The sequence below is a fragment of the Hallella sp. genome (assembly GCF_037460745.1).
Classification (GTDB): Bacteria; Bacteroidota; Bacteroidia; order Bacteroidales; family Bacteroidaceae; genus Prevotella; species Prevotella faecis.
The window spans coordinates 21,098-43,580 of sequence record NZ_JAXVAE010000080.1; the positions used below are offsets into that span (position 1 = coordinate 21,098).

The 22,483-nt window shown below is 54.6% G+C and carries 17 protein-coding genes; 7 read left to right on the plus strand and 10 right to left on the minus strand.

The window, feature by feature from the left end; all coding sequences use genetic code 11:
• Window positions 1–30: 30 nt before the first annotated feature.
• Genes dxs through WKK33_RS04505 form a run of 3 tightly spaced genes read left to right on the plus strand, consistent with a single transcriptional unit; the run spans window position 31 to window position 4,735 of the window.
• Window positions 31–1,923 (plus strand): 1-deoxy-D-xylulose-5-phosphate synthase, encoded by a 1,893-nt coding sequence (gene dxs / locus WKK33_RS04495; RefSeq protein WP_337932680.1) that lies wholly within the window; start codon window positions 31–33, stop codon window positions 1,921–1,923.
• The gene (trkA, locus tag WKK33_RS04500) at window positions 1,920–3,257 is read left to right on the plus strand and encodes a Trk system potassium transporter TrkA (protein WP_337932682.1); all 1,338 of its coding nucleotides are present in this window, start codon (window positions 1,920–1,922) and stop codon (window positions 3,255–3,257) included. The genes dxs and trkA overlap by 4 nt, the downstream gene beginning before the upstream one ends.
• Before the next feature lie 23 nt (window positions 3,258–3,280).
• Window positions 3,281–4,735 (plus strand): TrkH family potassium uptake protein, encoded by a 1,455-nt coding sequence (locus WKK33_RS04505; protein WP_330002865.1) that lies wholly within the window; start codon window positions 3,281–3,283, stop codon window positions 4,733–4,735.
• 227 nt (window positions 4,736–4,962) lie between these two features.
• On the opposite strand, the gene recA is transcribed toward WKK33_RS04505, so the two are convergent.
• From recA to alaS, 4 genes are all read right to left on the minus strand, one after another.
• On the minus strand, window positions 4,963–6,012 hold the full coding sequence (gene recA, locus WKK33_RS04510; protein ID WP_337469728.1) for a recombinase RecA: 1,050 nt from the start codon (window positions 6,010–6,012) through the stop codon (window positions 4,963–4,965).
• A gap of 35 nt (window positions 6,013–6,047) precedes the next feature.
• Window positions 6,048–7,286 carry a saccharopine dehydrogenase family protein gene (locus tag WKK33_RS04515; RefSeq protein WP_337469727.1) on the minus strand — a complete coding sequence of 413 codons (1,239 nt, stop codon included), beginning with the start codon at window positions 7,284–7,286 and terminating at the stop codon, window positions 6,048–6,050.
• 77 nt (window positions 7,287–7,363) lie between these two features.
• Window positions 7,364–7,975: a DUF6621 family protein gene (locus WKK33_RS04520; RefSeq protein ID WP_337932699.1), complete on the minus strand. Its 612-nt coding sequence runs from the start codon at window positions 7,973–7,975 to the stop codon at window positions 7,364–7,366.
• Window positions 7,976–8,011: 36 nt separating this feature from the next.
• Window positions 8,012–10,678, minus strand: a complete 2,667-nt coding sequence (alaS, locus tag WKK33_RS04525) for an alanine--tRNA ligase (protein WP_337932685.1) — start codon at window positions 10,676–10,678, stop codon at window positions 8,012–8,014.
• Window positions 10,679–10,966: 288 nt separating this feature from the next.
• On the opposite strand from alaS, the gene WKK33_RS04530 reads away from it, so the two are divergent.
• Together WKK33_RS04530 and WKK33_RS04535 are read left to right on the plus strand one after the other, a co-directional pair.
• On the plus strand, window positions 10,967–11,509 hold the full coding sequence (locus WKK33_RS04530; RefSeq protein ID WP_337469296.1) for a hypothetical protein: 543 nt from the start codon (window positions 10,967–10,969) through the stop codon (window positions 11,507–11,509).
• 285 nt (window positions 11,510–11,794) lie between these two features.
• Window positions 11,795–12,145, plus strand: a complete 351-nt coding sequence (locus tag WKK33_RS04535; protein ID WP_215759428.1) for a MerR family transcriptional regulator — start codon at window positions 11,795–11,797, stop codon at window positions 12,143–12,145.
• 769 nt (window positions 12,146–12,914) lie between these two features.
• Here WKK33_RS04535 and WKK33_RS04540 read toward each other — a convergent pair.
• The 5 genes from WKK33_RS04540 to WKK33_RS04560 all read right to left on the minus strand — a co-directional run bounded on the left by WKK33_RS04540 (window position 12,915) and on the right by WKK33_RS04560 (window position 19,278).
• A complete protein-coding gene (locus WKK33_RS04540; RefSeq protein WP_337678024.1) occupies window positions 12,915–15,197 on the minus strand; it encodes a RelA/SpoT family protein in 2,283 nt (760 codons plus the stop codon).
• Between the two features lie 87 nt (window positions 15,198–15,284).
• Window positions 15,285–16,730: a transglycosylase SLT domain-containing protein gene (locus WKK33_RS04545; protein WP_337932701.1), complete on the minus strand. Its 1,446-nt coding sequence runs from the start codon at window positions 16,728–16,730 to the stop codon at window positions 15,285–15,287.
• A 130-nt stretch (window positions 16,731–16,860) separates the two neighbouring features.
• Window positions 16,861–17,574, minus strand: a complete 714-nt coding sequence (locus WKK33_RS04550; protein ID WP_337636877.1) for a DUF5683 domain-containing protein — start codon at window positions 17,572–17,574, stop codon at window positions 16,861–16,863.
• Between the two features lie 36 nt (window positions 17,575–17,610).
• The gene (locus tag WKK33_RS04555; protein WP_215759426.1) at window positions 17,611–18,504 is read right to left on the minus strand and encodes a ParB/RepB/Spo0J family partition protein; all 894 of its coding nucleotides are present in this window, start codon (window positions 18,502–18,504) and stop codon (window positions 17,611–17,613) included.
• Window positions 18,505–18,513: 9 nt separating this feature from the next.
• A complete protein-coding gene (locus WKK33_RS04560; protein WP_215759425.1) occupies window positions 18,514–19,278 on the minus strand; it encodes an AAA family ATPase in 765 nt (254 codons plus the stop codon).
• Between the two features lie 135 nt (window positions 19,279–19,413).
• Here WKK33_RS04560 and surE point away from each other — a divergent pair, with 135 nt between their 5' ends.
• Together surE and lpxB are read left to right on the plus strand one after the other, a co-directional pair.
• Window positions 19,414–20,184, plus strand: coding sequence for a 5'/3'-nucleotidase SurE (gene surE, locus WKK33_RS04565; RefSeq protein ID WP_287769201.1), 771 nt, complete (start codon window positions 19,414–19,416; stop codon window positions 20,182–20,184).
• 33 nt (window positions 20,185–20,217) lie between these two features.
• A complete protein-coding gene (gene lpxB, locus WKK33_RS04570) occupies window positions 20,218–21,417 on the plus strand; it encodes a lipid-A-disaccharide synthase (protein ID WP_337932688.1) in 1,200 nt (399 codons plus the stop codon).
• A 150-nt stretch (window positions 21,418–21,567) separates the two neighbouring features.
• Here lpxB and WKK33_RS04575 read toward each other — a convergent pair whose 3' ends face one another.
• Window positions 21,568–22,437, minus strand: coding sequence for a phosphatidate cytidylyltransferase (locus WKK33_RS04575; RefSeq protein ID WP_337932689.1), 870 nt, complete (start codon window positions 22,435–22,437; stop codon window positions 21,568–21,570).
• Window positions 22,438–22,483: the final 46 nt, after the last annotated feature.

Genomic DNA, 22,483 nt, shown 5'->3' on the forward strand with positions numbered 1-22,483 from the left:
TCTTTGCAAGGTTAATCCATTCTACAATTCATGGATCAAGAGAAGTACAATCTATTAAGTCAAATACAAAGTCCTGCCGACTTGCGCAAATTGAGCGTCGAGCAGTTGCCCGAGGTGTGCCAAGAACTTCGTCAGGACATCATCGACGAGGTCTCGGTCAACCCCGGCCACTTCGCCTCCAGTCTCGGCGTGGTGGAAATCACAGTGGCTTTGCACTATGTTTTCAACACGCCCGAGGACCGCATCGTGTGGGATGTGGGCCATCAGGCATACGGCCATAAGATTCTTACGGGACGTCGCGAGGAGTTTGCCACCAACCGCAAGTTGGGCGGACTGCATCCGTTCCCAACGCCTGTGGAGAGCGAATACGACACCTTCACTTGCGGGCACGCCAGCAACAGCATCTCGGCAGCGCTGGGAATGGCTGTGGCGGCGAAGAAAATAGGCGACAGCCAACGCCATGTTGTAGCCGTCATTGGCGACGGAGCCATGAGCGGAGGACTGGCTTTCGAGGGTATCAACAACGTAAGTTCCACTCCCAACGACCTGCTCATCATCCTCAACGACAACGATATGAGCATCGACCACGCCGTGGGCGGCATGGAGAAATACTTGTTGAATCTCGATACCAACGCCACCTACAACCGCCTTCGTTTCAAGGCCTCGCGCTGGTTGCACGACAAAGGCTACCTCAATGAAGACCGCCGGAAGGGACTTATTCGCCTGAACAACGCCATCAAGAGCGCCATCAGTCATCAGCAAAACATCTTCGAGGGCATGAACATCCGCTACTTCGGACCGTTCGATGGCCACGATGTGAAGGAGGTGGTGCGCCTGTTGAGCCAACTCAAAGACATGAAGGGCCCCAAGTTGCTCCATTTGCATACGGTGAAGGGCAAGGGATACAAGCCCGCTGAGAAAGCGGCCACCGTGTGGCACGCCCCTGGAAAGTTCGACCCTGAGACCGGAAAACGCCTGGTGGACGACAGTTGCGGCAAGCCGCCTAAGTTCCAGGACGTGTTTGGCGACACCCTGCTTGAGCTCGCAGAGCAAAATCCCAAGATTGTGGGCGTTACGCCTGCCATGCCCACAGGGTGCTCCATGATAACCATGATGAGGCAGATGCCCGACCGCGTGTTCGACGTGGGCATAGCCGAGGGGCACGCTGTGACCTTCTCGGGCGGCATGGCCAAGGATGGATTGCAGCCCTTCTGCAACATCTACAGTTCCTTTGCACAACGCGCTTACGACAATATCATCCACGACTTGGCGTTGCTCAACCTGCCCGTGGTGCTCTGCTTGGACCGCGCTGGCATTGTTGGCGAGGACGGAGCCACCCATCATGGCGCGTTCGATATGTCCGCCTTGCGTCCCATCCCCAACCTGACCATCGCCTCGCCGATGGACGGAAAGGAGTTGCGCAGGCTCATGTTTACCGCCCAAAAGCCTGGCATGGGCACGTTTGTCATTCGTTATCCACGTGGCCGATGCCACGATACCGACTGGAAATGCGACCTCGAGGAGGTGGCCGTGGGCACTGGCCGATGCATCCGCAAAGGCCAAGGACTGGCCGTGCTGACCATTGGCCCAGTGGGATACGACGTGGAAGCTGCCATACAAGAGAGCGGACTCGATGTGGCCCACTACGACATGCGCTTCCTGAAACCGCTCGATGAGGCGCTCCTCAAGGAGGTAGCCGACAATTATTCAACCCTCATCACCGTGGAAGACGGATCGCGCGAGGGAGGAATGGGATCGGCGGTGCTCGAATGGATGAGTGATCACGGATACACACCTGCCGTGCATCGACTGGGCATGCCCGACCATTTCGTGGAGCATGGCTCTGTCGACCAGTTGAAGCACATCTGCGGATTCGACAAGGAAAGCATCATGAAGCTAATCAAGGAGTTGAAAAAGGAATGAAAATCATCATTTGCGGCGCTTACGCCATCGGAACCCACTTGGCCCGACTCTTGTCGCGCAACCAAGAGGAAATAACCGTCATCGACAGCGATCAAGAACGACTGGCGAAGATTGGCTTCGACTACGACCTGCTCACTCTGCAGGGTTCGCCCACCAGTGTGAAGACGCTGAAAGAAGCCAACACGGCCGCCGCCGACCTGTTTATTGCCGTTACGCCCGACGAGAACACCAATATCGTGTGTTGCATCATGGCCCACGCCTTGGGAGCCAAGAAGACTGTGGCGAAGGTGGGCGACGCTGAATATGCGGAAGAGGAAATCAAGGCTTTTTATAAAAACCTCGGTGTAGACCGCATTATCTATCCGGAGGTGCTGGCCGCGCGCGACATCAACAGCGGACTGAAGATGTCGTGGGTCAGAAGAAGGTGGGATGTGCACGATGGAGCGCTTGTCATGCTGGGTATCAAGTTGCGTGAGAACTGCGAAATCCTCAACCAACCCCTTAAGAACCTGTGCGGCCCCAACGACCCGTACCACGTGGTGGCCATCAAGCGGAGCGGTGAAACCATCATCCCGGGTGGTAACGACGAACTGAAATGCTTTGATCTGGCCTACTTCATGACCACACGTCCCTTCATCCCATACATGCGCAAGATTGTGGGCAAGGAGAACTATGCCGACGTGAAGAACGTGATGGTGATGGGGGGAGGTGCCACAGCCGTGAGAGCCATACAGACCATGCCCGAGTACCTGAACGTCAAACTGTTTGAGATAGATAATGACCGTTGTGAGGTGCTCAACCAGGTATTGGGCGAGAAAACGCTGGTCATCAATGGCGACGCACGCGACATCTCGATGCTCATGGATGAGGGAATCAGAAACACACAAGCCTTTGTGGCGCTCACGGGAAATGCCGAAACCAATATCTTGGCTTGTCTGACGGCCAAGCGATTGGGCGTGAGAAAGACTGTGGCCGTGGTGGAGAACATGGACTATGCGAGTATGGCCGAGAGTCTCGACATAGGAACCATCATCAATAAGAAGGCCATTGCCGCCAGTCGCATCTATCAGCTCATGCTCGACGCCGACGTGATGAATGTCACGTTTCTCATGCAGGCCAACGCCGATGTGGGCGAATTTGTGGCCAAGGAGGGAGCACGCATCACGCTGAAGCCCGTGAAAGACCTGGGCCTGCCCAAGGGAATGACCATTGGCGGACTGGTGAGGAACGGAGAGGGAATGCTCGTTTCGGGTAACACGAAGATCAATCCCGGCGATATCGTGGTGGTGTTCTGCCATGATGTGAATATGAAACAAATCGAGAAGATGTTTTGATTGTAAACTGAAACATTTGAAAGGTGATCAACTTTAAAATCATAAACAAGATTCTGGGATCGCTTCTGTTCTTGGAAGCCCTATTGATGATTGTCTGCCTGGGAATGGCTTTTGTCTTTGGCGAAGACGACATCCTGCCGTTCATGGTGTCTATCGTGGTTACGGTGTTCTTCGGATTCTTGTTCAAATACCATGGACGCAATGCGGAGAACAGGCTTTCGCGCCGCGACTCCTTTGTCGTGGTGACGCTCTCATGGCTCTTTTTCTCCTTATTTGGAACCATGCCTTTTCTTTTCGGAGGCTACATACCCAGTTTCACCGACGCCTTCTTCGAAAGCGCGTCGGGCTTCACTTCCACTGGCTCTTCCATCATCAATGACGTGGAGGCGTTGCCTCACGGCATCCTTTTCTGGCGCTCGCTCTCCCAGTGGTTGGGTGGATTGGGTATCGTGTTCTTCACGATCGCCATCCTGCCGTCGGTGGTGGGTGGAAGCACCAGGGTGTTTGCGGCAGAGGCTACGGGTCCCATGCAGAACAAGTTGCACCCTCGCTTGTCGATGTGCGCCAAGTGGCTTTGGCTCGTCTACGTGTTTATCACGGCCAGTTGTTGTGCCTGCTACATGTTGTTTGGCATGGATTGGTTCCACGGCATCAATTATGCCATGACCACGGCCGCTACGGGAGGTTTTGTGATCGACAACAAGTGTATCTTCGAAAACTCCCCCGCCTTGGAGTACACGGCCACATTCTTTTGTTTCATCTCGGGTGTCAACTTCACGCTGCTCTATTTCTCCGTGTCTAAGTTGAAGCTGCGCAACCTTTGGAAAAGTTCCGAGTTTAAGTTCTATACCTTCTTTGTGCTCAGTTGCGCTGCCATTGTCATGGCGGAACTCATGGCGTGGAACGGATACGATTTCGAGTTTGCGTTCCGCTCATCGATATTCCAAGTGGTGTCGTTGATTACAACAACGGGTTATTCGAACGACGATGTGGTGCGTTGGCATCATCTTACCTGGCTGGTGCTTTGGGTAGGCATGGCTGTGGGTGCGTGTGGCGGAAGCACCACTGGAGGTATGAAATGTGCCCGCGTGGTGATGTTGCTCAAGATCATCAAGAACGAGATGCGCCAGCGATTGCATCCCAATGCTGTGTTGCCTTTGAAGATCGACGGGCAGAATGTGGACAACTCCCATCGTGTGTCGTTGTTGGCTTTCACTACGTCGTACCTGCTATTGCTGCTCCTTTCCGTCGCTATCCTGATGGCCGACAATATCGATGTGGAGAACTCCATCTCCATAGCTATCGCAAGTTTGGCCAATGCGGGACCATCGTTGATGTTCAGCACTACGAACCATATAGCCTGGTCTGACTTGCCCGACCTTTCCAAGTGGGTGGCGTCGGCCTTGATGCTGATTGGCCGTTTGGAGATATTCTCCATTCTGATGATACTCACTCCGCAGTTCTGGAGAGAGAACTGATGGGATGAGAGGGGTCAATCCCTCATCCGTGTGATGGTCAACTCGTGCTTTTGGATCAACAGATGAACGATCTTTCAAGCAATTGCTAAACAAAAAAGGCGCATCAGGTGTTATTCTGATGCGCCTTTATCGAATGGGTTCGTCATCCTGCGTTTATGGCTTCGCTTTCGTTGAGCCTCGCGAAGAGGCATCTGTCGCGTTTCGTAAGGATGCGAGCCTATGATGACTTATGCGTCTTGGTCCTTGATGGCCTGCATAACCAAGCCCTCCAACTCCTCGCAGAGCTCGGGGTTGTCGCGCAGCAACGACATCGTGGCGTCGCGGCCTTGTGCCAGTTTGGAGCCGTTGTAGCTAAACCAGCTGCCACTTTTCTGAATGATGTTGTACTCTACACCGAGATCGACCAACTCGCCAGTCTTGTTGATTCCGCAGCCGAACATCACGTCGAACTCACACTTGCGGAAGGGAGGAGCCACCTTGTTCTTCACCACCTTCACGCGAACATGGTTGCCGATGATGTTGTCGCCATCCTTCAGGCTCGTTACGCGACGAATGTCGAGGCGCACGCTGGCGTAGAACTTCAGGGCGTTACCACCAGTGGTGGTCTCCGGATTGCCAAACATCACACCGATCTTCTCGCGCAACTGGTTGATGAAGATGCAGCAGGTGTTGGTCTTTGAGATGGTCGATGTGAGCTTGCGCAGGGCCTGGCTCATCAGTCGGGCCTGCAGACCCACTACCGAGTCGCCCATGCCGCCCTCAATCTCCTTTTTCGGTGTAAGGGCAGCCACAGAGTCGACCACCAAGATGTCGACAGCCGATGAACTGATGAGCTGGTCGGCGATTTGCAGGGCCTGCTCACCGTTGTCGGGCTGTGAAATCCAAAGGTTGTCGACATCCACGCCCAACTTCTCGGCATAGAAGCGGTCGAAAGCGTGCTCAGCGTCGATGAAAGCGGCGATGCCGCCCTTCTTCTGGGCCTCAGCGATGGCGTGGATGGCCAGTGTGGTCTTACCTGACGACTCCGGACCGTAGATCTCGATGATGCGTCCGCGGGGATAACCGCCCACGCCCAATGCCACGTCGAGCCCGATGGAGCCTGTCGAAATAACGTCGACAGCCTCGATGTTCTCGTCGCCCATGCGCATGATCGAGCCCTTTCCGAAGTCTTTCTCTATTTTGCTCATGGCAGCCTGGAGCGCCTTCAGCTTCGCGTCTTTCTCCGCTTTCTGCTGTGCGGCCTTTTCCGCTGCCAGTTGTTCTTCTGTTTTTGCCATATCAATAAGTTATATGGAATTAAAATAATCGATGCTTATAACTCGATGTCCTGGTCGAACACCTCGTGCCAAGGCAGTCCCTGCTCGTTGAGCACCTGCAGGAATGGGTCTGGGTCGAAGTCTTCCACGTTCCACACACCGGGCTTGCTCCACAGACCTTTCAGGAACATCATGGCGCCAGCCATGGCCGGTACGCCCGTGGTGTAGCTCACGCCCTGCATGCCAGTCTCCTCGTAAGCGTCTTGGTGCTTGCAGTTGTTATATATATAATAGGTGTGCTCCTTGCCGTCCTTGATTCCTCTGATGCGGCAACCGATGCTGGTCTCGCCGTCGTAGTTGGCTCCGAGGTCCTGCGGATTGGGCAGCACAGCCTTGAGGAACTGCAACGGAACGATGTTTACCTTCACCGTCTTGGTGGGATCGTCGGCCAACGGAGCCTCGTAGGTCACCTCGTCGATGCGGCTCATACCCAGGTTCTGTATGCAGTCGAGATAGGTGAGATACTGCTGTCCGAAGGTCATCCAGAAGCGTGCGCGCTTGATGGTGGGATAGTTTTTCACCAGGCTCTCCAGTTCCTCGTGGTGCATGAGGTAGCTCTCGCGTCCACCGATGTTGGGGTAGTTGAGCTCCTTGTGAACCTCCAACGGCTCCGTCTCGATCCACTTTCCGTTCTCGTAATAGAGTCCCTTCTGTGTGATCTCGCGGATGTTGATCTCCGGATTGAAGTTGGTAGCGAAAGCCTTGTGGTGGTTTCCGGCGTTGCAGTCGACGATGTCGAGATACTCGATCTCGTCGAAGTGATGCTTGGCGGCGTAGGCCGTGTAAGCCTGCGACACACCCGGGTCGAAGCCGCAACCGAGGATGGCGGTAAGGCCAGCCTGCTCGAAGCGCTCCTTGTATGCCCACTGCCAGCTGTATTCGAAGTGGGCCTCGTCCTTCGGCTCATAGTTGGCCGTGTCGAGGTAGTTGCATCCGCAAGCCAAGCAAGCATCCATGATGGTCAGGTCTTGGTAGGGCAGGGCCAGGTTGATGACCAGCTCAGGCTTGTAGCTATTGAAGAGCGCCTTCAGTTGCTCCACGTCGTCGGCATCCACCTCGGCCGTCTTGATGTTCAAGTCGTAGCCCTTGTCGTGGATGGCTTTGGCCAAACGGTCACATTTCTCCACGTGGTGGCTGGCAATCATCAACTCGGAGAACACCTCCTTATTTTGTGCAATCTTAAATGCGCAAACGGTGGCCACGCCACCAGCGCCAATCATTAATACTTTATGCATGTGTCTTGTTTGTGATTTTTTAGGTTCATGAATATGGTTTGCTATGGGCGCCCACGCTTGTTGGGCGCCCGTTTCGCTCACTTGATTTCATCACCCCGTATGCCCAGGGCGCTCAACATGGAGTAGCCCAGTATCTCCTGTCGGAAGTTGCCTCCCTCCATGGGTTGCATGGCGAAGAGCGTGATGCGCTGGTCGTTGTCCACATTGTGCAACATACGTCTGAGCTGTCCGTAGAGATCGCCCTGCTCGCCGTTGGGGATGACCATGAGGCGCTTCACTTCTGGGTGCTGGGTAAAGGTCTGCACGGTGTCGAGGATGTAATCGTCTTTGCTCACCACATCGCCCACAGCGTAGGCGTTGACGAGAAACTCGCCGAATGTGGGGTCCTCGAAAGCCTGCGCGTTCAGTTCCTTGGCGTAGTTGGACGGTGCGAAGTTTTCGAGCTTGGTCTTACCCTTGTCGTGGACGAGCACCACCTGTGTTTCGTGCTTCACGCCCTCCGTGGCGCGCAACCCTCCGTCGAGGGCCACGTTGATGGCCCATCGGCTCAGGTCGGCCTGCGGTATGCGGCGGTTGAGTATGCGCTCAAACTGCACACTCAACTGGAAGGCCACATAGTCGATGTAATCGGCATCGGCCACGATGATGTTCTCGCTCATGCGGATATGGCTCGTGTCTTGTACGTTCACGTTTGGTGTCATGATGCTTATTCGCCTGTGTGGGGGTTAGAGGTTGGCCAGCTCAATCACCTTGTCGACGGCTGCGCTGATGCCATCGGCGTTCTTGCCGCCGGCCTGAGCGTAGTGGGGCTGACCGCCGCCACCGCCTTGGATGAGCTTGGCGGCCTCGCGGATCATCTTGCCAGCGTTGAGCTCATGCTCGCTCACCATGTCGTCGGACAGCATCACGGAGAGAGCCGGACGACCCTCGTGCACGGTGCCGAGCACGCACAAGAGGTTTGAGGAAATCTTCTCGCGAACCTTGAATACGATGTCCTTGGCCGAAGCGGGATCAATGGGCAGCGTGGCCTTCACCACTGTTGTGCCGTTGACGTTGACGGTGTTCTCCACGAGCTTCTTCACGGTGCGCTCCACAGCCTGCTGGCGGAAGCTCTCGATGCTCTTCTTCATGGCTGCGTTCTCCTCGATGTGCTTGGCGATGGTGGCCTTCAGGTCCTTGGCGTTGTTGAACAGGGCGCGGATGGCTTTCAGCGTGTCCTCCACCTGGTAGATGGCCTCCTCACACTGGTCGCCAGTAATGGCCTCGATGCGTCGAACGCCCGCAGCCACGCTGCTCTCGCCCAAAATCTTGAAGAAGCCGATGCGGCCTGTGCTTGTGGCGTGGATACCACCGCAGAACTCGCAAGTGGGACCGAAGCGAACCACTCGAACCTTGTCGCCATACTTCTCGCCGAAGAGGGCGATGGCGCCAAGCTCCTTAGCCTCCTCGATGGGCACGTTGCGGTGCTCGTCGAGCGCGTAGTCTTCGCGAATCATCTTGTTGACCAAACGCTCTACCTGGCGCAACTCCTCGTCGGTTACCTTTTGGAAGTGGGAGAAGTCGAAGCGCAATGTTGTGGGGCTGACGAAAGAACCCTTCTGCTCCACGTGGCCGCCGAGCACCTGCTTCAGCGCATAGTCGAGCAAGTGGGTGGCGGTGTGGTTGGCAGCCGATGCGTTGCGCTTGTCGGTGTCGACGCAAGCCATGAAGTCGGCCTCGATGTTCTGGGGCAATTTCTTGATGATATGTACGCTCTGGTTGTTCTCGCGCTTGGTGTCGATGACGTCGACGGTCTCGTTCTCCGATACCAGGGAGCCTTGGTCGCCCACCTGGCCACCCATCTCGCCGTAGAAAGGCGTATGGTCGAGCACCACCTCGTAGAAAGTGTTCTTCTTCTGTGTGACCTTGCGGTAGCGCAGGATGTGGCACTCATACTCGGTGTAGTCGTAACCCACGAACTCCTGTTCGCCATTCTTGATCTCCACCCAGTCGCCGTTCTCCACGGCAGCGGCGTTGCGGGCGCGTGCCTTCTGCTTGTCCATCTCGCGGTCGAAGCCCTCCTCGTCGACGGTGAAACCGTTCTCGCCGCAGATCAGTTCGGTGAGGTCGAGCGGGAAACCGTAGGTGTCGAAGAGGCGGAAAGCCTTCTCGCCGTCGAGCTGCGTCTTGGCGTTCTTCTTCAGTTCGTCCATGTCGCCGTTGAGCAACTGGATGCCCTTCTCCAAGGTGCGCAGGAAGCTGTCTTCCTCCTCCTTGATGACACGGCTGATGAGCTCCTGCTGTGCGGGCAGTTCGGGGTAAGCGCCGCCCATCTCATGAACGAGCACGGGAACGAGCTTATACATGAACGGAGCCTTCTGGTCGAGGAACGTGTAGGCGTAGCGCACGGCGCGGCGCAGGATGCGGCGGATGACATAGCCAGCCTTGGCGTTGCTGGGCAACTGGCCGTCGGCGATGGAGAAAGCCACGGCTCTGAGGTGGTCGGCCACTACGCGGATGGCGATGTCGACCTTTTGCTCAGCGTTGGTGCCCTCGCCGTTGGGTCCTTCGGGGAAGGTGTGGCTGTATTTCTTGCCCGAGAGGTTTTCGATCTCGGTGATGATGGGCGTGAAGATGTCGGTGTCGTAGTTGGAACCCTTGCCCTGCATGAGGCGCACCAGGCGCTCGAAGCCCATGCCCGTATCGATGACGTGCATCTTCAGCGGCTCCAGGCTGCCGTCGGCCTTGCGGTTATACTGCATGAACACGATGTTCCAAATCTCGATAACCTGCGGGTGGTCCTTGTTGACCAGTTCCTCGCCAGGCACCTTGGCCTTCTCTTCCTCAGAGCGGAAGTCGATGTGGATCTCCGAGCAGGGACCGCAGGGGCCTGTGTCGCCCATCTCCCAGAAGTTGTCGTGCTTGTTTCCGTTGACGATGTGGTTCTTGGGGAAATGCTTTGCCCAGTAGCCGGCAGCCTCGTCGTCGCGGCCGAGGTTCTCGCTGGCGTCGCCCTCAAACACGGTGACGTAGAGGTCCTTCGGGTCGAGGTGGAGCACGTCGACCAGATACTCGTAGGCGTAGTCGATGGCGCCCTCCTTGAAGTAATCGCCGAAACTCCAGTTGCCGAGCATCTCAAACATGGTGTGGTGGCTCAGAGCCGAGTCGCGTCCCACTTCCTCCAGGTCGTTATGCTTACCGCTGACGCGCAGGCATTTCTGCGAGTCGGTGCGACGACGTGGGTCGGGTTCCTTGGTGCCGAGAATAATGTCTTTCCACTGGTTCATACCAGCGTTGGTGAACATGAGGGTGGGGTCGTCCTTGACTACAATAGGAGCCGAAGGTACGATGACGTGTCCTTTTGACTCAAAAAACTTCAAGTAAGAGTCGCGGATTTCATTAGCTGTCATCATTGTGATACTATTTTTTTGTTTTTGTGATGTCATGATTATCATCTGCAAAGGTACGAAAAAGATTGGAGAAGGTTCTTTCCGTACGCAATAATTTTCCTGAAAACACAAGGGTTCAGCCTCTTGTGCATTTCCAACCCTTCCAGAGGCTATTGGGGGAACCCTCGGATGTTTTAGGGAAATCCACCCTTCGCTTTATGGATTTCCCCTTTGCAAGCCATTGGAAAAGCACTATCTTTGCCATCGAAACAAGAAAAACAGTAAGTAACACCCCCCTTAAAACCAACAGTTATGAAACGTTTATTTTTAGCTATCCTCGCTACGATGATGATGTTCACATCGGTTAGCGCTCAGAGACTCGCTGGCGTTAGGGCCGAAGCAAGTTTTATCACCGACCGCATGGTGGCCGAACTGGGACTCTCCAGTGCCCAACGTGGTAGCATTCTCAATATCAACCTGGCTTATCTCAATGGTATCAACAGCTACCGCGACATCGACTCGTACATGTGGCACAAGCGCAACAAGGAGCTCAAGCGTATGCTCACGGGCAAGCAGTGGAAGCGCTACAGGGCAGCCAACTATTTCTATCGCCCCATCGGTTGGCGCGACCAGGCTTACGTACACTACATCTACGTGAAGTATCCGCAACATGGATATTACGGTTATGGCCACAAACATGGTCATCCGGGAAAGAAGATGAAGAAGCACATGAAGCATATGAAAAAGCACATGAAGCATATGAAGAAGCATCATCGCGAGTTTCGCAACAATGGGCCTGAGGCCATCTACATGCGGCACGAAATGCGTCGCGGCACCATGAGGGGCGCAAGATAACGCTGGCGGCACCGTCGCAATAGACCAATATTACCAACACATGATACGCGCTGGATAGGAAACGACATGGGTCGCCCTATCCAGCGCTTCCATTTGGACCCCAATGATCATTAGGCCGGCCCTATGGTTGGTGTCTTTTGGGGGGAGGGCGAATGGGTAAAGGCGCCCAGCCAGGGCGTGTGGGTTGAGGCGGGAAAAGGCTTACAAACAGAAAAATAGGACTGGTTAGTGGTTGGTGGGAAAATTTATTTGTATCTTTGCAGGCAAACAATTATCCATGTTGTTATGGTATTGAACACAGATAAGAACACGAAACTTTACTATTCCATCAAGGAGGTGGCACAGCTGATCGGTGTGAGCGAGAGCACTTTGCGTTATTGGGAAACCGAATTTCCCAGCATCAAGCCCCGTACGGTGAGCTCAACAAAGGTGCGCCAATACACCGAGAAAGATGTGGAGCAACTTAAGGTGGTGTATAACCTGCTGAAGGTGAGGGGTTTTAAGATTGCGGCCGCTCGCAAATACATGCGCGAGAACCGTCAGTCGGTGGATAAGTCGTCGGTGGTTCTCGAGACCTTGACAAGCGTGCGCAACGAGTTGAAACTTCTTCGCGATCAGCTTAACGGCCTCGTTTAACCCAAGTCGGTCATTAGATTTCAATTCTTGTTAGTGTTTGTTTCGAGCAGGTTGCGACATTCGCATTGAAGCCATAGCGGGCTATGGCGAAATGCGAATGGAAGCAAGATGCCGAAGGAAACGCTGCCAAGAGTTGGAAAGAATCCAGAAGGTCCTAACAACCCACCTGTTTCGGTCTAATGACCGATTGGGGTTTAAGGCTGGAAGCGGGAAAGGAAGGTTGGTCGACAGATGGCCGCCGATGTGTGGAGTGTAAGGATTTTTGGCGCAAAAGTTGTGCGGCTTTTTGGGTTGAAATAGCCAACGAAACCGTTGTTTCTCCGTACTCGCCGTCCCAGATCTGCGGCGTGCGTTCACCGTTAGGCATCTTTCGAGTTGCGATACCTACCTAACCGCACCTCGAAAGACCACGTCTCGAGGCTCGAAAGACCATGTATCGTCCCTCGGTTAGGCATGTTTCGCAGTGTGGAATGTTAAGCGTGGGCTGTGAAAAATCTCACTTTTGCGATAAGTTGCTGTTTGTCAGATTGTTAGGCAGATGCGCTGAGAATTGCGTATTTCCGCCCAATCTTTTTGTCGTCGCCAAAAACAATGTAGATTGCAATATAGTTTGTTGCCCTAATTCGCATCCCATACCCACAAAACGAGCTTCGTCCAGCACGCGCTGTCGTTTGAGTTTCATTTCACCTCTAATAAAAAGAGCCGTATCAACTCTCCTTTGATTCGGGGATGATGATACGGCCCTTTTGTTGTGTGGTCGTTATTGGGGTTAGATGATTTGCTGCACTTCTTTCATGTCGTCGATCTTCTTCAGGGCGTCGATGATGACCTTCACCTCGGCGCGATCGTGCACACGCACCTCAATCTGCCCCTCGAAGATTCCTTGGTTGGCGGTGAAATTCACTCGGCAGATGTTGATGTCCATCTTCTGCGAGATGACCTCCGATACATCGTGAAGCATGCCCTTGCGGTCTATTCCGTGCACCTCGATGGTGGCATCGAAGAAGAGTTGCTTGTGCATTTCCCACTTGGCGTCGAGGATGCGCGGGCCGTAGCTGGTCTTCAGTTTGCTGGCCACGCGACACGACCGCTTGTGGATCTCTACGTGGTTCTTGTTGTCGATGAAGCCGAGGATGTCGTCGCCGGGAATGGGGTGGCAGCATGAGGGGAAGATATACATGCCAATGGTGTCTTCGCGGATGATGCAAGGCAGTTTCTTGTTGAAGCCCTTGCCCACCACAAGCAGGCTCTTGCTGGGTTGCACAGTAACGTCGTTGCCCTTGTCTTTCTTTCCTTTGCCCAAGAAAGGCACAAACTTACGCCATCCGCCGCCACTCTTCTCTTTGTTGGCCTTGCCCTGAAGCACATCAAGATCCTTGTCGTCAAGCTCAATGGTTCCTTCGCCCAGAGCCTGGAAAAAGTCGTCGTGTTTGGGGAAATTGTGGTATTCGCAGAGCTTGTCGAGAATGGGGATCGACGATTCCATGTCGTTGGCTTTCAGCCAGTTGTTGAGTATGTCCTCGCCCTTCTTTTGCGACTCGCGGTTCTCGCGGCGCAACATGGCCTGTATCTTGCCCTTGGCTTTGGCCGTGGCCACAAAGCCAATCCATTCGGGTTTGACATGTTGCGAGTTGGAGGTGAGCACTTCCACCTGGTCGCCACTCTTCAGCTTGTGGCTCATGGGCACCAGTTTGTGGTTCACCTTGGCGCCGATGCAATGGCTGCCCAGGAAGGTGTGGATTTGGAAGGCGAAGTCGAGCACGGTGCAATTGGCCGGCATGGTCTTCACCTCACCTTTCGGCGTGAAGACGAATATCTCCGAGGCGAAGAGGTTCATCTTGATGGAGTCGAGGAAGTCCATGGCGTCGGGCTGTGGGTCGTCGAGAATTTCCTTGATGGTTCCCAGCCACTTGTTGAGCTCATCCTCATCCTCCTTGAAGTCGCCCTCCTTGTATTTCCAGTGGGCAGCGAAGCCTTGTTCTGCAATCTCATCCATGCGCTCGGAGCGTATTTGCACCTCAATCCATTGGCCTTGGTTGCTCATCATGGTAACGTGGAGCGCCTGATAGCCGTTGGCCTTGGGATGGTTCACCCAGTCGCGCAGACGGTCGGGATGACTCTTGTATATCTGGTTGAGGGCCACGTAGATACGGAAGCACTCGTTGATCTCATCGTTTCGGTTGTCGGGAAGGAACACGATGCGCACGGCCAAAATGTCGAACACCTCGTCGAAGGTGACGTGCTTGTTCTGCATCTTGCACCAGATGGAGTAAGGACTCTTGATGCGGGCCTTGATGTGGTAGCTGATTCCCATCTGGTCGAGCTTCTTGCGGATGGGCGCCGTGAAATCGTCGAAGAGCTTGTCGCGCTGTTCCTTGGTGAAATTGAGCTTGTTGGTGATGTCGGCGTAGGCCTCGGGGTGCTCATAGCGGAAACTCAGATCCTCCAGCTCCGTCTTGATTTTGTTGAGTCCCAAGCGGTTGGCCAGCGGTGCATAGATGTAGAGCGTCTCGCCCGCAATCTTGTATTGCTTGTTGGGAGCCTGCGAGGCCAGGGTGCGCATGTTGTGCAGGCGGTCGCAAATTTTGATGAGGATGACGCGGATGTCATCGCTCATGGTGAGCAGAAGTTTCTTGAAGTTCTCTGCCTGCGCTGAGGCGTGGTCGCCAAATATACCACCGCTGATCTTGGTGAGGCCGTCCACAATCATGGCAATCTTAGGCCCGAAGATGTTCTGCAGGTCCTCCACCGTGTAGTCGGTGTCTTCCACAACGTCGTGGAGCAGGGCCGCACAGATGCTCGTCGAGCCCAGCCCCATCTCCTCGCAGGCTATCTGCGCCACGGCAATGGGGTGCATGATGTAGGGCTCGCCCGACAGGCGGCGCACACCCTTGTGGGCTTGGCGCGCAAAGTTGAACGCCTTGGTAATGATGTCTACCTTCTTGCGGTGGCGCGTATGGAGGTACGTGTCTAACAGATGATGAAACGCATCGGTGATCAGCTTGTCGTCAGCGGCCTCGCGCTCTTTGTTTTTCAGCTCTTGCTCATCCATGACATTGGGGTTTTATGGGTATGACTTGGCGAATGGGAAAACGTGTGAAAAGGCTTCTTGGGGGTGTATCCTTAGGGTGTGAGGTGATTATTTCACCTTAATCTTCTTACCGGCTCTGATGCTGTTGCCCTTGATGCCGTTCAGCTTGCGCAACTTGGACACGGTGGTGTGGTGGCGCTCTGCAATCTCGCTCAGGGTGTCGCCGTTCTTGATGGTGATGTTCTTTGAGCGTGCGGTACGCTTTTTGCTCTTGCTGCTTCTCGACCTCTTGCTACTTGAGCGGTTTTTGCGGCTCGCGCTGCTTCGGCTTGTTGCCGTGGTGGTCTTGCGCTCGGTGGCATCATATTCGTTGCCATCCATGACGGTGGTTACGAGGTTTCCATCGGTGGCAGAGGCGCTTGCGGCATGGCTGTTGGGGTTCTCGATGCGCACCACCTGGTTGTTGTGCACCACGTAAGTGCCGCCGTCGGTAGGTCCGGCCTCCTTGCGCTTGGGCACGTAGTTCTTAGGATTGAAGGCGTAAACAGCCTCCTCGTTGTCGATGAACACGTTCACCAGGTCGGCGGGAAGGCGCAGAGCCGACAGCTTGCTGCTCCCATTCACAATGTTGCGACGGTATTGGGGGTTCAGGTCTTCCAGTTGCTCGATGTCGATTCCTATCACATGGGCGATCTGTTCGAAGTGAACGTCGCGGTCGAGCATGATGGTGTCGGTCTTGGCGGGCAGGTCGGCCGAAAGCGGGCAGATGTTGTGCTCGCAATAGTAATTCATGATGTAGTTGGCGGCGATGAAGGCGGGTACATATCCGCGTGTCTCCTTTGGCAGTAGGGAGTAGATCTTCCAATAGTCCTTCTCGCCCTTCAGGCGGTGGATCGACTTGTTGATCTTCTCCGGTCCACAGTTGTATGCGGCGATGACCAGGTTCCAGTCGCCAAAGATCTTGTAGAGGTCGCTCAGGTAATGGGCGGCGGCGTATGATGCCTTGATGATGTCGCGACGCTCATCAACCAGCGAGTTGATGGTCAGTCCGTAACGTTTGGCGGTGGGAAGCATAAACTGCCACAGGCCCACGGCCTTGGCGCGCGATACGGCCTTGGGGTTGAGGCCCGACTCGATGACGGGCAAGTATTTGAGCTCCAAGGGCAGGTCGTAGGCCTCAAGGGCCTCTTCGAAGGTCGACATGTAGAAGTTTTGCGCGCCGAGCATGTAGGCCACCTTGCGGCGAAGGTCGCTACTGTAACGGTCGATAAACTTCTGAACGATATCGTTGTAGGGCATCTCGATGACGGTGGGCAAGTGTGCGAGTCGCTCCTTGTAAACCTCTTGGTCGTAAACCGGGTTGACATCGGGCAGGTTGCAATCGCTGTCGGCTTTGAGATGCGTCTTCGCGTTGTAGAGGTTCATGAGGCTGTCGAGCTCCTGTGTCATGGAAGCCGGCAGTTCGATGTTTTCCTTTTTGCCTTGGTAGTTGGTGACTTCCACCGTCTTCTCCTCGTTGATTTGTGCGAGGGTGGGGGTGGTGCAGCCCATCATGAGCAAGGCAATCCATAATGATATTTTCTTCACGGTTCTATTCTTTTTATGTTTCCCATGCGTGTGGAGTGGTGTGCCCACGCGCGAGGAGTGACGATTCGTATAATGTTTTGGGGGTGTGGGCCTTTGCTTAGAAGCTCAGGCTGCATTGCAGGCCGATGGCTGCGTGGCTCAGGGAGCCTTGGCTTGGGTTGGCGTTGAGCACCGCGGGAGCGATGTTGAGGCTCAAGTCGGGCGATATGTCAAACTCCGACAGCGATGCGTCGACGTAGGCGTCGATGACCGAGAAGGCGTAAACGCCCACCATGACAAAGAAGCTCATGTCGCGCCAACGGCGGTAACGGTCCTTTCGTTTACGGAAGATTTCCTGCCAGCGGGCCTTGTTGGCTTCTGTGATTTGTGTTCCGAGGTGCAGAAACTGGTTGTAGCTCTCGGTTGTGGGGTCGTTGTCCATGATGTCGAGGTATGCCTGACTGTAGTCGCGATACATCATGTTGTTCCAACGCATGGCGTAGGCGCATCCCACAAACCCACCGTATATGATGGGAAGTTTCCAATATTTGCGGTTGTAAATCTGTCCGGCTCCCGGCAGGACGAGTGCCATCCATAGCGCGCGTTTGGGTGAGGGTCGCCATGTGCTCCAGTTGCGCTTGTGGCGGACGGATGCGCTGTCGATGACGGAGAGGGCCGTGGTGTCGACAGCCAACAGTTGTTCGCCGTCGATGCGCGCGCTGTCGTCGGCCAACGCTATTGGCTTCAACGACCGATGGGCCGGGGCGTTCGCCGCCACGGAATCGGTTTGGGCGTGGGCCGATGGCGCACCCATGAGCAGGGCGGTGGCCATTGCCACCTGTGTGATTATGGTCTTAAGACGTTTCACCTATTGCTGTTTGATTTGGTCGAAAATCATCATGATGCGCTCCAATTCGTCGGCGTTGTTGAAGGGAATGCTAATCTTTCCCTTGCCTTTGCTGGAGCAGGTCATCTGCACTTTGGTTTGGAGGAATGAAGACAGGCGGTCTTTCAGTTGGTTGAACTCCTCGGGAAGTTGTGGCTTGGCCACAATTTTTTTCTTTCCGTCCTCAATGTCGTCGCCGTTTTTCAGGTGTTGCGCAATTTCCTCCACCTTGCGGACCGACCATCCGTTCTTCAGGATCTCCTTGAATACCTTGAGCTGCAACGACGGACTGTTGAGCGCCAGCAGGGCACGGGCGTGTCCCATGTCGATCTCTTTCTTCTGCAAGGCCATCTGCACCTGTGCCGGCAACTTCAGCAGTCGGAGGTAGTTGGCGATGGCTGTGCGGCTCTTGCCCACACGCTCCGACACCTTCTCCTGGGTCATGCCTGTCTGTTCGAGCAAGTGTTCGTAGGCCAGGGCTATTTCGATGGCGTTGAGGTCCTCGCGCTGGATGTTCTCCACGAGCGCCATCTCCATGACGCTCTCGTCGTCGATGGTGCGGATGTAGGCGGGAATGCTCTTCAGTCCGGCCATCTGCGAGGCGCGCCAACGACGCTCGCCGGCTATGATTTGGAAGCGGTTTTCGGCTATCTGGCGCAGGGTGATGGGTTGAATGATGCCTATCTCGTGGATGCTGACGGCCAACTCCTTCAGTGCGTCCTCGTCGAAGAGGCTACGGGGCTGGTCGGCGTTGGGCTCAATCTGGTCCAGCGGTATCTCGTTGATGGTTGACGACCCTGCTGTGCGCACGGCCTCCGTAGAGAGCAGCGCGTCGAGTCCTCGACCTAAGGCGTTGTATTTCTTGCGTACTGTCATGGGTGTGGTTTAATGTTCGTGGCCAATGATTTCCTTCGCCAAGGCCAAATGGTTCTTGGCACCTGTGGAGTCGGCGTCGTAGAGAATGACGGGCAGACCGTGGCTGGGGCTTTCCGAGAGCTTCACGTTGCGCTGGATGACGGTCTTGAAAACCAATTCCTGGAAATGGCGTTTCACCTCGTCGTAGATTTGGTTGGCCAGGCGCAGACGACTGTCGTACATGGTCAGCAGGAATCCCTCGATCTCCAGTTTCGGGTTGAGTTTGCTCTTGATGATCTTGATGGTGTTGAGCAGTTTGCTGATTCCCTCCAATGCAAAATACTCGCATTGCACAGGGATGATGACCGAGTCGGCAGCCGTCAGCGAGTTGACGGTGATGAGGCCCAATGAGGGTGAGCAGTCGATGAGTATGTAATCGTACTCCGTCTTCAGTGGGTCGAGAATTTTCTTGATGACCTTCTCGCGGTTGTCGAGGTTGAGCATCTCTATCTCGGCACCCACCAGGTCGATGTGGCTGGGTATGATGTCGAGCCCTTCAATGTCGGTGGTGTAGATGGCGTCGCGCACATCGGCGTGGTCGATGATGCACTCATAGAGCGAGCAATCCACTTCGCTGATGTCTACTCCCAATCCGCTGGATGCGTTGGCCTGCGGGTCAGCGTCGACGACGAGAACCTTCTTTTCCAGCGTGGCCAGCGATGCAGCCAGATTGATGGTGGTGGTTGTCTTGCCCACACCGCCCTTCTGATTAGCTAATGCAATGATTTTTGCCATTTTCCGAATATCTTTTCTTTTTTCGAGCAAACCCTGTTGCAACAAGGTTTTGAATGCAAAGATACATATTTTGTGCGAAAAAGAAGATAATTAAAGGTTTTTTCGTACTTTTGCAAGGCAAAACTTTTTGAAAAGATGGAAAACAAAAGACCTTTGATACTGATATCGAACGATGATGGATATCACGCCCCTGGAATTCGCAAATTGGTGGAGTTTGTCAAGGACATGGCCGATGTGCTGGTTTGTGCCCCTGAGGCCGCTCGCTCGGGTTATTCCTGCGCCTTCTCGGCTGTCGATTATTTGCGGCTGAAACCTCGCCACAACATGGGCGACACAACGGTCTATTCGTGCACCGGAACGCCTGTCGACTGTGTGAAGATTGCGCTCGACCAATTGTGTGCGGAGCGTCGCCCAACGCTGATTCTCAGCGGCATCAATCACGGAGACAATTCGTCTGTGAATAATCATTACAGTGGAACAATGGGCGTGGCCAAGGAAGGTTGCATGAAATACATTCCTTCTGTGGCCTTCTCGAGTTGCTATTACGATGAGAACGCCAACCTGGAGCCCTTACGTCCGTATGTTCAGCGCATTGTTGGCGACGTGCTGCAAAAGGGGCTTCCCAAGGGTGTTTGCCTCAATGTGAACTTCCCCGCCGCCCAGAAGTTTAAGGGTATCAAAGTGTGCCGAATGACTTTTGGTAGTTGGATTGAGGAGACGGTGAAGGAGCGCCATCCGCGTGGCTATGATTATTATTGGGTGGTGGGCAAGTATCGCAACGATGAGCCGGGTGTGGAAGGCACCGATCAGTGGGCGCTCGACAATGGCTACGTGGCCATCACGCCCACGCAGATTGATGTGACGGCCTATGATGCGATGGATGGCCTGAAGCAGATTTATGAATAAAACACTACGATTTTTCTTGAAAAAAGATAATTCATGAGATACTATCTGATAGTTGGCGAGGCGTCGGGCGACCTCCATGCTTCCCGGTTGATGCACGCCCTGAAGCGCGAGGACAGCCAAGCGGAGTTTCGCTTCTTCGGTGGCGACCTGATGGCTGCGGAGGGTGGATGCCGTGTGAAGCATTATAAGGAGTTGGCTTACATGGGCTTCGTGCCGGTGTTGCTCCACTTGCGCACCATCTTTAGCAACATGGCGATGTGCAAGCGCGACATCGTGGAGTGGAACCCCGATGTGGTGATTCTCGTGGATTATCCGGGATTCAACCTCGACATAGCGAAGTTTGTGCATGCCGAGACGCGGATACCGGTTTATTACTACATATCGCCCAAGATATGGGCGTGGAAGGAATGGCGCATCAAGCGCATCAAGCGCGATGTTGACGAGTTGTTCTCTATTCTGCCTTTCGAGGTTCCGTTCTTTGAGGGGAAGCACCATTTCAAGATTCATTACGTAGGCAACCCCACTGTGGAGGAGGTCGACGGTTTTCGCGCGTCGTACCAAGAGAGTTGTGAGGCGTTTTGCTTGCGTCATCAGCTCGACCCCAAGCGACCTATCATCGCCTTGTTGGCGGGCAGCCGAAAACAAGAAATCAAGGACAACCTGCCCTCGATGATTCGGGCGGCGGCACCCCTGGCCGAGAAGAGTGGCGATGTTGGACAAGGCGCGCAGGCGCCGATGGAGCCTTACCAACTGGTGGTGGCGGGTGCGCCCGGCATCGACCACGATTATTATGAGCCCTTTGTGGGTGGTCAGCCTGTGCGTATGGTGACTGGTGAGACCTATCAGTTGTTGGCTCATTCCACGGTAGCGCTGGTCACCAGTGGCACGGCTACGTTGGAGACGGCTCTTTTCGGCGTGCCGCAGGTGGTGTGCTACAAGACGCCACTACCGCACCTCATGCGTTTCGCCTTCAACCATATCATACAATGTAAGTTTATCTCGCTGGTCAATCTTATTGCTGATCGGGAGGTTGTGCAGGAGTTGTTTGCCAACCGTTTCCGGGTGGATGAGATACGCGGGGAACTGGCCAAGTTGTTGCCTGGCCGTCAGGGCCGTCAACAGATGATGCGCGATTATGAGGCTGTAAGGGCCGCTCTGGGCAAGGAAGTGGCGCCCGACAACGCTGCCCATATCATGGTGAAGATGCTCAAGAGAAACGCAGACAAGTGTTGAAAAGAATCAGAACATCTTGGTAATTTCCCCATTTCGGTCTAATGGCCGTTTTGGGGGTGTGGTAACAAAACAGTTAAGCTATTATTTCCGGGCCGATTTCTTGCGCCTCGGAAATAATAGCTTAACAATGATAGGACGTGGCGATTGCGCTTACAGCATGGTGATGGTGTAAAGATAAACCACAGCTGCGGGTATGGCCATGAGGCTTGAGTCGAAGCGGTCCATCATGCCGCCGTGTCCGGGCAGGATACTGCCGCTATCCTTTACGCCCAATGTGCGCTTAAACAGGCTCTCCACCAAGTCGCCCCAAGTTCCAAACACCACGACCACCAGTCCCAAACCTATCCAGCCTACCATGCTGAGCGTGTGGGTCTCGGTGCCTTTGTTGGCCAGGTAGCCAATGATGGCTGCCACGATAATGACCAGTATGCCGCCGCCAATGCTGCCTTCCCATGTCTTACCCGGTGAGATGCGTGGGAACAGTTTGTGCTTGCCCAGCAGTGAGCCGGCACAGTAAGCGCCCGAATCGTTCACCCAAAGGAAGACGAAGACGCTCAGGGGCAGCAACATGTCGTAGCTGACGCCACTGCCGTCGGGAGTCATCTCGAAGGCGAGAATGTTGATGAGCGAGAAGCCCATGGCAATATACACTTGTCCGAACATGGTGTATGCCCAATCGTTGATGGCGTTCTTGGTGTTGGCGTAGAGCTCGCTGATGAGCAGGTAAACTATGGTCAGCACATAAGGAACCATGACGATGAAGTTGCTCACGATTCCCGTTCGCCATGCAGCCACGGCGATGAAGAGGTAAACGCCGGCCACGGTCGATATGAAGCGGTTCACTTGCACGTAGGCAGCATTGTCGTTGACCAGTCCTGTGTACTCCCACATCGTCAGTCCGGTGATGAGGGTGAAGAGCAGGATCATTGCCCGGGGATTGAGAAATCCCGCTACCATCACGGCTACGAAGAGCACTCCTGTGATGGATCTCACAATCAGGTTCTTTTGTTTTTCTGTCATGTCTGTCAGTGTTTTTATGCCCTTGCGAAGGCCATGGCTTGGCACC

Coding starts and splice junctions, on each gene's coding strand:
- dxs (WP_337932680.1), top strand. CDS start 31: ATGGATCAAGAGAAGTACAATCTATTAAGTCAAATACAAAGTCCTGCC.
- trkA (WP_337932682.1), top strand. CDS start 1,920: ATGAAAATCATCATTTGCGGCGCTTACGCCATCGGAACCCACTTGGCC.
- recA (WP_337469728.1), bottom strand. CDS start 6,012: ATGGCAAAAACAGAAGAACAACTGGCAGCGGAAAAGGCCGCACAGCAG.
- WKK33_RS04515 (WP_337469727.1), bottom strand. CDS start 7,286: ATGCATAAAGTATTAATGATTGGCGCTGGTGGCGTGGCCACCGTTTGC.
- alaS (WP_337932685.1), bottom strand. CDS start 10,678: ATGATGACAGCTAATGAAATCCGCGACTCTTACTTGAAGTTTTTTGAG.
- WKK33_RS04530 (WP_337469296.1), top strand. CDS start 10,967: ATGAAACGTTTATTTTTAGCTATCCTCGCTACGATGATGATGTTCACA.
- WKK33_RS04535 (WP_215759428.1), top strand. CDS start 11,795: ATGGTATTGAACACAGATAAGAACACGAAACTTTACTATTCCATCAAG.
- WKK33_RS04540 (WP_337678024.1), bottom strand. CDS start 15,197: ATGGATGAGCAAGAGCTGAAAAACAAAGAGCGCGAGGCCGCTGACGAC.
- WKK33_RS04545 (WP_337932701.1), bottom strand. CDS start 16,730: ATGATGGGCTGCACCACCCCCACCCTCGCACAAATCAACGAGGAGAAG.
- WKK33_RS04550 (WP_337636877.1), bottom strand. CDS start 17,574: ATGGCCACCGCCCTGCTCATGGGTGCGCCATCGGCCCACGCCCAAACC.
- WKK33_RS04555 (WP_215759426.1), bottom strand. CDS start 18,504: ATGACAGTACGCAAGAAATACAACGCCTTAGGTCGAGGACTCGACGCG.
- WKK33_RS04560 (WP_215759425.1), bottom strand. CDS start 19,278: ATGGCAAAAATCATTGCATTAGCTAATCAGAAGGGCGGTGTGGGCAAG.
- surE (WP_287769201.1), top strand. CDS start 19,414: ATGGAAAACAAAAGACCTTTGATACTGATATCGAACGATGATGGATAT.
- lpxB (WP_337932688.1), top strand. CDS start 20,218: ATGAGATACTATCTGATAGTTGGCGAGGCGTCGGGCGACCTCCATGCT.
- WKK33_RS04575 (WP_337932689.1), bottom strand. CDS start 22,437: ATGACAGAAAAACAAAAGAACCTGATTGTGAGATCCATCACAGGAGTG.